The sequence below is a fragment of the Ruminococcus flavefaciens genome (assembly GCF_900116855.1).
GTDB classification, from domain to species: domain Bacteria; phylum Bacillota; class Clostridia; order Oscillospirales; family Ruminococcaceae; genus Ruminococcus; species Ruminococcus flavefaciens_R.
In genome coordinates, this window is record NZ_UETD01000021.1 from 23,321 (window position 1) to 36,189 (window position 12,869).

Below are 12,869 nucleotides of genomic sequence, written 5' to 3' on the forward strand. Positions count from 1 at the left end.
GAGATATGCATTATTTAACGGACAGAATATAGTCAAAAACCACTCCAAAAGCTGTACCTTCCTCTGCAAATCTGTCAAGCACTTTGTTTTGGTAAAGACGTTCGGAAATCTCGGTTGCTTCGGGACATTGCTCACTGAATGAATCAAGCACGCATCTGCTTGCACCTGCTTCTATACACCTGAGCTCATAATAGCTTTGCAATGTCAGCTGAACAAGTTCCGGATCACCACATTCAAAGGTATAGTCAAGAGCCTTACCGATAAAATACGGTTCGCTTTCGATCAGATGGATCATTCCGCAGTGAGGATCGTGAGCTGCGGAGCGAAGATGCCTGATATTTGATACAGCTGCAGTACCCATACACATAGGGCATGGTTCCATAGTCGTATACAGTGTCAGCTTTTTGGGATCAAATCTTGATGTATCCAGCTGCCTTAAAATATTTGCTTCCGCATGGGCGATACGGCGATTGATTGTTTCCGGTAACTGTGTACGGTTATGATCTTTAAGGATCAGACCACCATTTTCGTCAAAAACAGCAGCACCTATCGGTATACTGCCTGTGCAGAAAGCCTCCCATGCTTCTTCAAATGCCGTTTGCCATTGCTTGGAAATATCGTTCCACATAGTAATTCTCCATTTTATAATAATGCCCGGCATATGATACACGTTTTCTTATCAAGGAACATACAGCACACCGCTGATATAATATCAATAGAAACGCCATAGTACTCCTGAACGGATATCAGAAAGACTATGGCACAGATAATCTGTATCATTGCCGTTCGGACGGAAGTCTCTTTTCATTGCTTTTTTAGTCTGATAAGGTCTTTTATGACCTCTCCGCCGATGATGAGTCCTGCCACAGAGGGGACAAAAGCGTTGGACCCGGGAGTGGAGCGTCTTGCGGCGCCTGTTCTCATATCGGTATTGCCGGAGCCGTCCTCGGCGGCTTTTCCCTGAGGGACAATTGGCTGCTCCTTTGAGTAGACCACCTTCAGCTTTTTCACGCCGCGGCGTTTCAGCTGATAGCGCATGACTCTTGCCAGAGGGCACACGGAGGTCTTGTAGATATCCGCTACTTCAAATGCAGTGGGGTCCACCTTGTTTCCTGCGCCCATGGAGCTGATAACGGGAACACCTGCCGCTTTTGCCTGCATGATTATCTCTATCTTGCCCGTGACGGTGTCGATGGCGTCCACAACGTAGTCATACTGTAAAAAGTCCAGCTTGTCGGCAGTTTCGGGCATATAGAACATCTTGTGGCAGGTCACCGTGCATTCGGGATTGATGTCATGTATACGCTTTTCAGCCGCGTCCACCTTGTACATACCCACGGTAGAGCCGAGAGCGATTATCTGGCGGTTTATATTGGTAACACAGACCTTGTCATCGTCGATGAGGTCGATAGCGCCTACCCCCGAGCGCGCCAGAGCTTCAACGGTGTAGCCGCCCACACCGCCCACGCCGAAAACGGCAACGCGGGAATTTGCCAGTATTTCCATGGCTTCCTCGCCGAAGATGAGCTGAGTTCTTGAAAAAATATCGGACATATCTTACTCCTTATCCAGTGCAGTCAGGTCAGAGGGCTCGTAGCGGTTGTGTCCCTTGAGGCTCTTTTTGAATTTCCAGCACTTTATTGCGTCGCCGAGGGAGCTTCCCTTGTTGTCGGCGAAGAAATCGCGGATATAAGTGTTGTACTCAAACTGACTGTCAATGCAGGTTTTGCTGTGCTTTTTCTCCTCGATTATCAGGCGGTAGGCTTCGATAGCGTCGGCATAGGTCTTGCCGCAGTTGGTTTTGAGCCATTTCTGGAAAGCCACATTGAATGAGAAGCTCTTGCCTAAATGCTCCTTGAAGAAGGCACGGTGGACCTCCGAGCATACGAAGTTTTCGCCTATTTTACCGTCCATTGTTATGGGCGCGGAGTCGGCGGCGCTTCTTTTTCTGCTCCCCGCAGCAGGCAGCAGCACCTCTCCCGTATCGAGAAAATGAGCTATCCTCTCGGTGAGCTGGATTTTGCTGCCTGAGACGGGCAGACCGTTCTCGCGGCAGAACCCGAGCAGCTCCTCCTTGAGGTAGTAATAGCTGCGGAATATATTGCTGTCCAGTCCTTTTTTCAGTTCCGGTCTGTCTGACATAGCTTGCTCCTTTACAGTTTTATTTCCATGTAGCCGAAATTTGTACGCCGCTGTCGTAAAGCTTGTTGTTATTGCCTTTTTACATTTGGGAAATATCATTTCTGCCTATCTTACATATGCCCCCTGAACTTCTCCAGACGGTAAACGTGTTCATCGTCAACCTCTGCTATACCGTTTTTGTAGTCATAGCCGAAATGCCTGTAAAACTGGCAGCCTGTTATGGAGGAAGGTATCTCTATACGCTTTGCGCGGAGGAAGAACTCGTCCTTTTCGAGAGTCTCCATGATGAGCCTTCCCACGCCCTTGCCCTGATACTCGGGAAGCACGAAGATAGTGAACAGACTGCTCTCGTCCTCCTTGCCCCAGTAGGGACCGATGGCGCCGACGCCAATAATCATTCCGTCATCTTCGACTACATACATATGGGTCCAGCCTGCACGTTCAAGTATATTCTCGGGCTGCTGGCTCTTTACTACCTCCTCCATGAGGTCGGCAGGGTAGTCCTTGACATTGGATATTCTTATAGTTTTTATGACCAGAGCGGACACCGCTTCTGCGTCCTGCTGTTCAAATCTTCTTATGTTCATATAAAAGCTCCTTACACATTTATTATTTTTTCGTACAGGCTATGGTCGGCAGACATTGCGACAATAGTCATTGCTGTGGCGAGATCAAGTATAGCGTGGCTTATCATCATCGGCAGCGGATCACGCTTTTTGTAGTAATGAATGCAGAATATAACAGTCAGCGGAAGAAATGAGATAAATCTGTAGATCATGTACTTTGCATCAAACAGTGTAGGTATGAAGCAGTGCTGAAGTGCGTAAAAAAAGGCAGGGATAAGTATAGCTGTAAACTTGTTTTTTATTTGATTGACGCCGCCGCCGAGGTACAGACCGTCCTCAGCCAATGCTGTAGTAACGGGAAGTACAGCGATGTTCAGTATGGCGGGAATGAGCGGTATCGGCTCAACTATCATGGGTGGTGAATACGGTAGAACTCCGTAGCAGATATAGCCTGCGGCATACAGCCCTGCGGTGCCGATGAAAATGAATCCTACTATAAGGAGTAATGTTTTCTTTACGGGAGTTTTTCCCTTTTTATAGGCGATAAGCTCACGATAGCTGCTGCCTGCTTTTTTTGCGGATATAACAAGAAAAAGGATAGTCAGTATATTTACTGCGGAGGCGACTATGGACCACCAGCAGCTTATTCCGCTGAATTCCCTGCCTGTGATGAGAGCTCCGGCAGAAAAAATAAGCAGAAATAATATACAGCGGGCAGGCAAAAAGTATTTCAGATAGCTTGTTTTATTCATGACACTTCCCCTTTTTACGGAACTGCTTTGTGGGCAGTGATAATGGTATAGCTGTATGCGTTCACGGTGATGACCGCACTGCCGACAGCTGCGTACCAGTTCTTGCCGCGTCGCTCGATCACGGCTTCGAGAGAGCATATCTGCTCCCTGCACCATTCCACCACATCGCCGCAGTCAAGACCGAGATTGCGTCTTATACGAACTGCGCCAAGCTCCGTGGTGTGGAGCTTGGCGATATTTCTGATGAGTTCCATTATTCGGTTATTTTTCTTGCTTCGATGTAGAATCTCTTGTCCTCGGCGTGACCCATGGAGAATGTCTTTCTGGGGAGAGCGCCGTCCTTGATAACAGTGGGGAAGAGCTGTGACTTGTCCATATCGGGGAGAATGAACGCGAGACCGCTGTGCTTCTCTGCGAGGGACTTGACTGTATCGGCGCCGTGGATATAGTCTATCTTTCCGCCGTTTGCCTTGATGTAGCCGTCAAGGAAGTTCTGGAGTGAACCAACGGAGAGGTTAGAGGACTTCTTATTGATGTAGAGCTTCTTCTCGGTGCCGCAGCATGAGCAGATAACGTACTGGTCTGACTCCTTGGACTCTGAGAGCTCCAGAGCGGCAGTGAGCTCATTCATGAGCTTGTCACGGTCAACATCGTAAACAAGGCGGTGGATAGCCTCGAATTTGAGAGCGTCGCTGTGGAGGTTGACAATTTCAGCCAGAGCATAACGGGCAGGGTGGTTTGAGAAGTCCTTATCGGGATCAGCCTTTTTCAGCTGCTCGTAGAACTCCTTTGCCGTAGCGAGGGAGTGGTTTCCGTCGCCCATAGCATAGAGAAGAACGGGAGTATCGCTGAGACCGTACTTCTTGCAGAAGGCATCGGGGTCAGCCAGAGCGCAGAGCGCCTTGTCAACAGCTTCCTGAGCGGACTTGTCCATGAGCCAGCCTTTTATGCTGCCGCCGTTCTGCATGAGCTCGAAATCGTAGAGCTTGCTGTCATCGGAGACTGTATTTGCAAGGGGCTCGATAACGGTATTGTCTGGGTCGTCAATGAGTATCATGATGTGGGGGAGCTCAAGGGGAGCGCCCTGTCTTACCTTTATACGGGGAGGTATACGCTCGATGACAGTAGCCTCGGTAGCTCTTACCTCGGAGGTGCTGCCCTTTGAGAAGTCGTACTTTTCAAGGTCAATAGCGCCCACGATACCCTGACGGAGGATACCGTTGCTCTGGACTCTCTCAACGTATACCATAGCGTCCTTGTACTCGGTGAATATGCCGTCAGCGAGGTACTTGTCCATAGCGGAGTGGATATTGTCGATGCGCTGAGCAACGCCGTCCTGCTCGAGGTAGAGCTCGGGGAGGATAAGGTTCAGCGTTGAGGGAGCGCTTCCGACGGTTGCACTTACCTCGTCCCAGTACTCAGGCTCGCTGGTGTACTGGTCGCAGGCGATAACGGACCACTTGTGCATATCGCAGTCCTTGGGGATAAGAATGTCAGCAGAATGAAAAGCAGTTGAGTTCATGGTAAATACTCCTTTATAGTTATTGGTTTTTAGTGCTTAGTGCTTAGAATGGGTGTAAGCCCAAGAGTTCAGAGTTGAGAATTGAGAGTTGATGTGTTCGCTCACCTTATTTGAATAGGTCACTGTCAGGTGACACCGCAGCACTCAACTCTGAACTTTTTCATTTCATTAAAGAGCCTTCCCACGGGAAGTCCCACCACGTTGAAAAAGTCCCCGTTGATGTGGGAGATAAGTGCGGAGCCCAGCCCTTGGATACCGTAGCCGCCTGCCTTGTCGTAGGGCTCGTCGGTGTCGGCGTAGGACTCTATCTCCGCAGCGGCAAGCTCACGGAAAGTAACATCGGTCACCTCCGAGAAGGAGCTGACCCTGCCGCCGCTGATAATGCAGCAGCCCGTGACCACCTGATGGGTGCGTCCCGAAAGCTTGGATATATCGGAAATGCACTGTGCCCTGTCCTTGGGCTTGCCCAGTATCTCACCGCCGCAGATGACGGTGGTATCGCAGCCGATAACGACGCAGTCGGGGAACTTCTCCGCCGCAGCCTTAGCCTTCAGCACCGCAAGGTACTCGGAAGCCTCCATGGGCGGTATATCCTCGGGGAGAGTCTCGTCGCAGTCCAACGAAACCGCCTCGAAGTCCTCGGTGATGTATCTCATAAGCTCACGCCGTCTCGGCGAAGCAGATGCAAGTATTATCTTCATGTTTTCTCCTCACTGGAATGAAAATTGCGGTTTTGTTTGTATGATAACAGCCTTAATGTATCAATTGTTTTATTTCGTCAGGGTAATCAGTTGCATAGAAATCAAATAATGTTTCTGGTGTCGTAGAACCATATTCGTCACCGTCTATGCTTCCAATATATCCCATTGTCATCACTAATGTTGCACGATTATCAATAGGGTCATCAAAGTATGAATCCAAAAGTTCATTAAACTCATCGACATTACCCGTTTCTCTTGCTTTTTCTCCTGTTTCCATCAGCCTGTTCATATATTCTGCTGTTGCATAGTCATCTGTATAGTCATGCCAGTTGACCATAACCTCTTCCAGCTCAGCAACATCGGGCAGCCTGTATAAGTATAAGATACCGTTTTTTATCTCATAGTCGGTATATCCCTCGAAAACCTCTGCCAGCACACCGTCATCATATTCTTTATCCATGTTGAGCAGCAGGAGAGCTATTCTTGCTTCTGACGGACCATACATCCAGTATTGTTCGCCGTTGCAGTCAGGCAGTCTTATCCGTGAACCTCTTTGTATTTCAAGGCTCATGGCTTCTGCAAAAGTATTGAACGCATCGGCGCTTATGGTTATATCGTCAAATGACTGACCGTATTTAACAGGCGGCTCAGATTTTTTTACGGTAGTTGTGACACTTGTCGTAGTAGTAACGATAGTAGTTGTGGCAGAGCTTGTTGTCACAGTGGTCGTCACAGGGGGCTGTGCGAGAAAATCCTCCATGATAAGCGTACCGCCCGTGGAAAGATAGGCGTAGTACGACAGTATCTGGGAAGCGTCCACGGAGTCGGTCTTACCGTCACGGGTTATGTCGGCAGCCCTGAACTGCACCTCGCTGAACGCAGGCTCGTTTCCGCCGGATATAGCGGCATATTCCGCAAGAACAGCAGAGGCATCCACGGAGCTTACCTTACCGTCGCCGTCAACATCGCCGAGGAGGTACTTTGCGGACTCAGCCGACGAATACTGCACAGGAGTGCAGACACAGCAGGAAACTGCCGATGATAGGATAAATGTCAAAAGCCGCCCCAGCTTCATAAAAAGACCTCCCATGACCGTACTCTGACGGAAAAAATTGTCAATAATAATTCTATCACATAGGCTATGGTATGTCAAGGAAAAAGCTCTTTGCATTGTAAAAATTGTATCAGTATTGCGAAAAAGTATTGAAAAATTTTTACAATGCCGTTTTTTGTGCCGCTATTGTTTTTTTGCGGAAAATGATGTATAATTAAAAGGTATTTGTAAAAAAGAAAAAGAAGGTTAGGGATAATATGAATAATAATGAATATGGCGGATCTCGCGGCAATAACGGTCCACCAAACGGGGCAGGCGGACCACCTATGGGAACGGGCGGACCGCCACCGGGGGCAGGCGGACCTCCCGCAGGAGTCGGAGGTCCTCCGCAGGGCGGAAATCCATTGGGCTCGGCGCCTATCCGGGCACTGATGATGAAATTCGCCATACCGAGCATCATAGGAATGCTGGTAAGCGCACTTTACAACATGGTGGATCAGCTGTTTATCGGAAAAGCAGTTGGTACACTGGGAAATACGGCGACTTCCATAGCCTTCCCTTTCACCACGGGCTGTATGGCGCTGGCGCTCCTGCTGGGAATAGGCGGAGCCTCATGCTTCAACCTCACCATGGGAATGGGGGACAAGAAACGCGCTCCGTATTTCGCAGGAAACGCACTTTCGCTGCTTGTGGTCAGCGGAGTAATACTGTCGGCTGTAACGTTGGCGTTCCTGACGCCTTTGCTCAAACGTTTCGGAGCCACAGACGCGGTAATGCCCTATGCAAAGGAATATGTAAAGTACACGGCATTCGGCTTCCCGTTCCTGATACTCACAACGGGCGGCGGACACATAATCCGAGCGGACGGCAGTCCCAAGATCACCATGCTCTGCAACATTACGGGAGCGGTGGTCAACACCATACTTGACGCAGTGTTCGTTCTCGGACTTGACTGGGGAATGAAGGGAGCGGCTATCGCCACCGTCATCGGACAGTTCATATCCGCGGTCATAGTAGTGGTATACTGCTTCAACTTCAAGACAGTTTACCTGTTCGGCAGACATCTTCTGCCCAAGTCGGGAATAGTCAGCAGGATATGCTCTATCGGAATGGCATCCTGCTTCAATCAGCTTGCTATCGCGATAGTGCAGATAGTTCTCAACAACTCGCTGAAGCATTACGGAGCTCTTTCCGAGTATGGCGCAGATGACCCCATAGCGGTTGCGGGAATTGTCATGAAGGTAAACATGATAGTATTCTCCATAGTCATCGGACTTGCACAGGGAACGCAGCCCATCGAGAGCTTCAACTACGGCGCCCAGAAGTACGACCGAGTAAGGAGCGCATTCTGGATGGCAGTTAAGGCAGGCGCAGCGATATCGCTGGTAGCCTTTGTAATGTTCCAGCTGTTCCCGAAGCAGATACTTGCGGTATTCGCCAATAGTGAGGCGAGCGAGGGCTATTACAAGTTCGGAGCCAAGTTCTTCCGCATATCCTTCTTCTTCACATGGATAAACTGTCTCCAGCCCATAACGTCCACGTTCTTCACCTCCATAGGAAAGTCCATAAAGGGCGTATTCCTGTCGCTTACGAGACAGATACTGTTCTTTGTACCGCTTCTGCTGGTGCTCCCTCTGATATTCGAGATGAACGGAATACTTTACGCAGCGCCTGTTGCCGACCTGCTTTCGGCAGTAGTAGCGATACTGATGGCGATGCGCGAATTCAGAGCCATGAAGGATCTGGAATGGTACTGATGGTCGGGGTGTAAAGTTAAAATAAAAATAAAAATCCCGCGGTATTGATTTACTGTGGGATTTTTGTTATAATATTTAGGTGAGTGCTGGGGCATAGCCAAGCGGTAAGGCAACAGACTTTGACTCTGTCACCCGTGGGTTCAAATCCCGCTGCCCCAATACCAAGCGCCTCTCGGTTCAGGCTGAGGGGCGTAATACTTATATATGAAGCCTTTGTCTGATGACAAAGGCTTTATTTATCTGAGTGATCTTTCAGGAGACATACCTCCTCATCGGTAAGGGGACGGAACTGTCCCTGTTCAAGACGTGGATCGAGCTTCAGCCTTCCTATGCTTTCGCGGCGCAGGTAAAAGATACGGCAGTCGACCGCCTCCAGCATCCTTTTTACCTCATGCTTTTTGCCCTCTGAGATAGTGAGCTCGGCGGCGAATGCAGGACCGTCGGGATTTTTCATATAGCGCATACGGCGCTTCTCGGGCATAAATTCTTCCAGCTCACCTATGCGGAAACGCTTTATCAGTCGGAACTTCGCCCTGTCCGTGGTGAATCCGACAAGAGGGACTCCGTTTTCCAGCAGTGCTGTCTTTTCGTCGTCCATTGAGCCGATAGCGTAGAAGAAATAGGTCTTGGAGATATGCTCGCTCGGCTGCATGATACTTATATCGAGCATACCGTCGTCGGTGAGTATGAGCAGACCGCAGGTGTCCTTGTCCAGCCTTCCGACGGGGTGCAGCTTCTCAGCGAGTTCGGAAGGGAAGTAGTCCATGACAGTTCTGTGTACAGCGTCTGAACGGGCGGTAACGCAGCCCATGGGCTTGTTGAACATATAGTAAAGCATAGTCTCACCTCCGAAAAGATAGCAGCAATAATAGTATACCACAAGGCGGGAAACTAATCAAGACAGCGGATATGCATAGTGAAATTCAGAAAATGGATACTTTTGTACATAATATAAAAATTATATTACACATTACGAAAATGTAATAGTGAAGTTGGATATTACAAAATGTAATTGATGATAGCTTATCAGCATGATAGGTAATAGTGAAAATAGTAAAATGCCATATGTTTTTTATATAATTTGATATGGCGTAAAATAAGCGTATATCGGCGTTTGGTGAACATTTTGTTAAGCGGCCTGTGGTATTTTGCATATATTTACTGCTCGTATATTATGCAAAATTCCAAAAATTGGAAATTGTATTGACATGACGAATGTTAGGGTGTAAAATAATATTATAAACATAATTAACATCATTTCCCACAGGGAGCTTACAATATCAGGGGGTAGATTTTAATGAAGAAGTTTTTTGCGGCAGCAATGGCAGCTGTCATGATGGGAAGCCTCGTATCCTGCGGCAAGGATCAGGCTGACAAGGGAGAAGCAGGAAAGAAAAAGATAGGACTTGCAATGCCTGCGGAGGAACTCGAGCGCTGGAACAGCGACGGTGCATACCTCAAGCAGCAGTTTGAGGAAGCAGGCTATGAAGTGGTGCTGAAGTATTCACAGAACGATGCTTCAAAGCAGAACAACGATGTTCTCGGCATGATCTCTGAGGACGTTGACCTTCTCCTTATAGCAGCAGTTGACGGCGATCAGATGTCCAAGACACTTGAAGAAGCAAAGGCAAAGAATATCCCGATCGTAGCCTATGACCGTCTTATCATGAATACAGACGCTATCACATATTACATATCGTTCGACAATTACAAGGTCGGCAAGATGCAGGCAGATTTCGTGCGTGATGAGCTCCAGCTTGATTCCACAAGCGGACCTTACAATATCGAATTTGTAGCAGGCGACAAGGGCGACAATAACGCACGTTACTTCTTCAACGGCGCTTATGAGACACTTGAGCCCTATATCGAATCAGGAAAGCTTGTGGTACCTTCGGGCAAGACCTCATTTGAGCGCGTTGCCACTGACGGCTGGAAAACTGACAATGCCGAGAAGGACATGAAGGGAACTCTCTCAGTAAACTACAAGGACAAGAACCTTGATGTGGTACTTTGTGCAAATGATTCAACAGCTCTCGGTGTAACCAAGGCTTTGGAGTCAAGCTACAAGGGCAGCGGTCAGCCTGTTATCACAGGTCAGGACGGAGACATTGAGAATCTCCGCAATATCGTTGACGGAAAGCAGTCCATGACTGTATACAAGAACGTAAGCGATGAGGCGGGAGTTGCCTTGGAGGTCTGCAAGAAGCTCCTCGACGGTGAGATACCTGCGGCAAATCTTACAGAGTCACTTGATTGCGAGTGCGTATTTGATTCCGAGTCATATAACAACGGTGTAAAGTATGTACAGTCCTATCTGCTTGTACCGTATGTTATCACAAAGGATAACCTCCAGCTTCTTGTTAACACAGGACTTTACAGATGGGATTCATCTAACAAGTACCTTGAGCTTAACAAGTAAAGCCATAAAAATGCCAGAAAAATTACCGGGTCTGTAATAATGGGCTCGGTAATTTTTTATGCAATGGCGGAGCTGTAATGCGTTATGCTTGACACTGTACACGGCATATGATATAATTCTATTAAATCAGAACGTATAACGAGGTGAAAATGCGTGAAAAGAAAAGACTACATAAGCTGGGACGAGTATTTCATGGGAATAGCAATGCTGTCCGCACAGCGCAGCAAGGATAATTCTACTCAGGTGGGAGCCTGCATAGTCAACGACAAGCATAAGATAGTTTCGGTAGGGTATAACGGAATGCCTACGGGCTGTGACGATGACGATATGCCGTGGGAGCGTGACGGCGAGTCGGCTCTTGATACCAAATACCCTTTCGTATGCCATGCTGAACTGAACGCCATACTCAACAGCAGTTTCGGCAGTCTCAGCGGCTGCACATTATATGTTACGCTTTTTCCCTGCAATGAATGTGCAAAGGCAATAATCCAGTCGGGAATAAAGCGTGTTGTCTACAAGTGCAACAAGTATGCGGAGACCGACAGCGTAAAGGCATCATGCATATTATTTGATAAATGCGGAGTGACCGTTGAGGAGTACACCCCCAGCGGCAAGGATATCGTGCTTTCAATGTGAGGGACGCAGAAATGATGATGAAACGAATTAACTGCTCGGTGCAGTAATGACAGGGGACGTCGCACCGAAGTAAGAAAAGTTCCCGTACTGCACCGACGTAATAATAATGATTATTATGAAAAGGAGCAGTTTATATGAACGTATATCTTGAAAAACTTGAACGAATAGAATTCAGCATAACAATGTGCTGCACGGGAAGGTGCCGCCATTGCAGTCAGGGAGACCACCGCGGCTGCGACGGACACATAGATGGAGCAAAAGCCGCAGAGGTGGTGGAAAAGGTCTGCCGCGTATACAATGTAAAGTCGCTGATGACATTTGGAGGCGAGCCGCTTCTGTATCCCGAGACTGTCTGCACCATACACAGGGCAGCAGAGAGAGCAGGAATACCGCGGCGTGAGATAATAACAAACGGTTTTTTCAGCAGAAACAAAGAGCGCATCGCAGCTGTAGCCCGAATGCTTGCCCACAGCGGCGTGAATCGCGTCCTGCTTTCTGTGGACGCCTTTCATCAGGAGACGATACCCGTGGAGACGGTGGAGATTTTTGCTGACTGTCTCAGAAATGAGGGCTTACCGCCGGAGATACATCCTGCGTGGCTGGGAAGCAAGGAAGCTGACAATGAGTACAACAGCCGAACAAGGGAGCTCCTTGACAGGTTCCGCGAGAAGTGCTATACGGTATCGGCTGGGAATATCATCTTTCCCAAGGGAAATGCTGTGAAGCTGCTTGGCGAGGGCAGGGAAGCGTCCGATGATCCGTATGAGGAGGACCCGAGAGATATGCATTCGCTGTGCATAGACGCAGACGGAAGAACGCTGAACAGAAGTATATACGAAGCCGATATAATCGACATCATGGAAAACTATAAGCCGTAACAGAAACGAGCCCCTGAGCATTTCAAAATGCTCAGGGGCATTGTGTTATTTGCGCTGCTCAAATAAATCGGAATTTATATGTGTAGGGGACGCCGCCCTCGGCGTCCCGAAAAAGAATATTGTATGGGCGGATATCATCCGCCCGTTAAGGGACGCCCTCACTTGCAGGGCGTCCCTCTTTCAAAAACAGTCCACCGGACTGTTTTTGAAATTCACCCTTGCGGAGCGCTTTGTTTTATTTCGCCGCCTTAAAAGCTGAAAGCGGCGACCAGAGGCGCCGCCTCTGGACTCTGCCAAAGGAACACAGTCCCTTTGGAATCCCTTACATGGGCTCGGCGTACTTATTGCGCTGTAAGCGATGTACAAATACCATTTTTGATATTATTAAGCGAGTTTACGAGCGACAACGTGGCAAGCGGTCGAGCTGGCTCAGCTCGAAATT

Annotated in this window: 14 protein-coding genes and 1 tRNA gene; 5 read left to right on the forward strand and 10 right to left on the reverse strand. The window is 48.5% G+C overall.

Annotation, left to right across the window (positions count from 1 at the left end):
* Positions 1-10: 10 nt before the first annotated feature.
* From DSZ37_RS17040 to DSZ37_RS17080, 9 genes are all read right to left on the reverse strand, one after another.
* A complete protein-coding gene (locus DSZ37_RS17040; RefSeq protein ID WP_181380361.1) occupies positions 11-628 on the reverse strand; it encodes a nucleoside deaminase in 618 nt (205 codons plus the stop codon).
* 176 nt (positions 629-804) lie between these two features.
* Positions 805-1,554 carry a tRNA threonylcarbamoyladenosine dehydratase gene (locus tag DSZ37_RS17045; protein ID WP_109728064.1) on the reverse strand — a complete coding sequence of 250 codons (750 nt, stop codon included), beginning with the start codon at positions 1,552-1,554 and terminating at the stop codon, positions 805-807.
* 3 nt (positions 1,555-1,557) lie between these two features.
* The gene (locus DSZ37_RS17050; RefSeq protein WP_109728066.1) at positions 1,558-2,142 is read right to left on the reverse strand and encodes a DUF6434 domain-containing protein; all 585 of its coding nucleotides are present in this window, start codon (positions 2,140-2,142) and stop codon (positions 1,558-1,560) included.
* Between the two features lie 110 nt (positions 2,143-2,252).
* The gene (locus DSZ37_RS17055; protein ID WP_109728068.1) at positions 2,253-2,729 is read right to left on the reverse strand and encodes a GNAT family N-acetyltransferase; all 477 of its coding nucleotides are present in this window, start codon (positions 2,727-2,729) and stop codon (positions 2,253-2,255) included.
* Positions 2,730-2,740: 11 nt separating this feature from the next.
* A complete protein-coding gene (locus tag DSZ37_RS17060; RefSeq protein WP_109728071.1) occupies positions 2,741-3,460 on the reverse strand; it encodes a CPBP family glutamic-type intramembrane protease in 720 nt (239 codons plus the stop codon).
* Between the two features lie 14 nt (positions 3,461-3,474).
* Entirely contained in the window at positions 3,475-3,714 is a 240-nt protein-coding gene (locus DSZ37_RS17065; RefSeq protein ID WP_109728073.1) for a DUF3781 domain-containing protein, read from the reverse strand.
* The gene (locus DSZ37_RS17070) at positions 3,714-4,982 is read right to left on the reverse strand and encodes a DUF1015 domain-containing protein (RefSeq protein WP_109728075.1); all 1,269 of its coding nucleotides are present in this window, start codon (positions 4,980-4,982) and stop codon (positions 3,714-3,716) included. Before DSZ37_RS17070 ends, DSZ37_RS17065 begins: the two co-directional genes overlap by 1 nt.
* 125 nt (positions 4,983-5,107) lie before the next feature.
* Positions 5,108-5,683, reverse strand: coding sequence for a Maf family protein (locus DSZ37_RS17075; protein WP_109728077.1), 576 nt, complete (start codon positions 5,681-5,683; stop codon positions 5,108-5,110).
* 52 nt (positions 5,684-5,735) lie between these two features.
* Positions 5,736-6,758 (reverse strand): dockerin type I domain-containing protein, encoded by a 1,023-nt coding sequence (locus tag DSZ37_RS17080; RefSeq protein ID WP_109728078.1) that lies wholly within the window; start codon positions 6,756-6,758, stop codon positions 5,736-5,738.
* A gap of 236 nt (positions 6,759-6,994) precedes the next feature.
* On the opposite strand from DSZ37_RS17080, the gene DSZ37_RS17085 reads away from it, so the two are divergent.
* The gene (locus DSZ37_RS17085) at positions 6,995-8,494 is read left to right on the forward strand and encodes an MATE family efflux transporter (RefSeq protein ID WP_109728080.1); all 1,500 of its coding nucleotides are present in this window, start codon (positions 6,995-6,997) and stop codon (positions 8,492-8,494) included.
* An 87-nt stretch (positions 8,495-8,581) separates the two neighbouring features.
* Positions 8,582-8,653: transfer RNA gene (locus DSZ37_RS17090), tRNA-Gln, on the forward strand.
* A 73-nt stretch (positions 8,654-8,726) separates the two neighbouring features.
* On the opposite strand, the gene DSZ37_RS17095 is transcribed toward DSZ37_RS17090, so the two are convergent.
* Positions 8,727-9,332 carry a pseudouridine synthase gene (locus DSZ37_RS17095; protein ID WP_109728082.1) on the reverse strand — a complete coding sequence of 202 codons (606 nt, stop codon included), beginning with the start codon at positions 9,330-9,332 and terminating at the stop codon, positions 8,727-8,729.
* Between the two features lie 459 nt (positions 9,333-9,791).
* On the opposite strand from DSZ37_RS17095, the gene DSZ37_RS17100 reads away from it, so the two are divergent.
* The 3 genes from DSZ37_RS17100 to DSZ37_RS17110 all read left to right on the forward strand — a co-directional run bounded on the left by DSZ37_RS17100 (position 9,792) and on the right by DSZ37_RS17110 (position 12,427).
* The gene (locus tag DSZ37_RS17100; RefSeq protein WP_181380362.1) at positions 9,792-10,913 is read left to right on the forward strand and encodes a substrate-binding domain-containing protein; all 1,122 of its coding nucleotides are present in this window, start codon (positions 9,792-9,794) and stop codon (positions 10,911-10,913) included.
* Between the two features lie 153 nt (positions 10,914-11,066).
* The gene (locus tag DSZ37_RS17105) at positions 11,067-11,549 is read left to right on the forward strand and encodes a deoxycytidylate deaminase (protein WP_109728085.1); all 483 of its coding nucleotides are present in this window, start codon (positions 11,067-11,069) and stop codon (positions 11,547-11,549) included.
* A gap of 134 nt (positions 11,550-11,683) precedes the next feature.
* Positions 11,684-12,427 carry a radical SAM protein gene (locus DSZ37_RS17110; protein ID WP_109728087.1) on the forward strand — a complete coding sequence of 248 codons (744 nt, stop codon included), beginning with the start codon at positions 11,684-11,686 and terminating at the stop codon, positions 12,425-12,427.
* Positions 12,428-12,869 lie beyond the last annotated feature (442 nt).

What these genes read in the sequence shown, in the direction of transcription:
- DSZ37_RS17075 (WP_109728077.1), bottom strand. Translation starts at nt 5,683, where the DNA reads ATGAAGATAATACTTGCATCTGCTTCGCCGAGACGGCGTGAGCTTATG.
- DSZ37_RS17110 (WP_109728087.1), top strand. Translation starts at nt 11,684, where the DNA reads ATGAACGTATATCTTGAAAAACTTGAACGAATAGAATTCAGCATAACA.
- DSZ37_RS17095 (WP_109728082.1), bottom strand. Translation starts at nt 9,332, where the DNA reads ATGCTTTACTATATGTTCAACAAGCCCATGGGCTGCGTTACCGCCCGT.
- DSZ37_RS17070 (WP_109728075.1), bottom strand. Translation starts at nt 4,982, where the DNA reads ATGAACTCAACTGCTTTTCATTCTGCTGACATTCTTATCCCCAAGGAC.
- DSZ37_RS17060 (WP_109728071.1), bottom strand. Translation starts at nt 3,460, where the DNA reads ATGAATAAAACAAGCTATCTGAAATACTTTTTGCCTGCCCGCTGTATA.
- DSZ37_RS17045 (WP_109728064.1), bottom strand. Translation starts at nt 1,554, where the DNA reads ATGTCCGATATTTTTTCAAGAACTCAGCTCATCTTCGGCGAGGAAGCC.
- DSZ37_RS17050 (WP_109728066.1), bottom strand. Translation starts at nt 2,142, where the DNA reads ATGTCAGACAGACCGGAACTGAAAAAAGGACTGGACAGCAATATATTC.
- DSZ37_RS17040 (WP_181380361.1), bottom strand. Translation starts at nt 628, where the DNA reads ATGTGGAACGATATTTCCAAGCAATGGCAAACGGCATTTGAAGAAGCA.
- DSZ37_RS17055 (WP_109728068.1), bottom strand. Translation starts at nt 2,729, where the DNA reads ATGAACATAAGAAGATTTGAACAGCAGGACGCAGAAGCGGTGTCCGCT.
- DSZ37_RS17100 (WP_181380362.1), top strand. Translation starts at nt 9,792, where the DNA reads ATGAAGAAGTTTTTTGCGGCAGCAATGGCAGCTGTCATGATGGGAAGC.
- DSZ37_RS17080 (WP_109728078.1), bottom strand. Translation starts at nt 6,758, where the DNA reads ATGAAGCTGGGGCGGCTTTTGACATTTATCCTATCATCGGCAGTTTCC.
- DSZ37_RS17065 (WP_109728073.1), bottom strand. Translation starts at nt 3,714, where the DNA reads ATGGAACTCATCAGAAATATCGCCAAGCTCCACACCACGGAGCTTGGC.
- DSZ37_RS17085 (WP_109728080.1), top strand. Translation starts at nt 6,995, where the DNA reads ATGAATAATAATGAATATGGCGGATCTCGCGGCAATAACGGTCCACCA.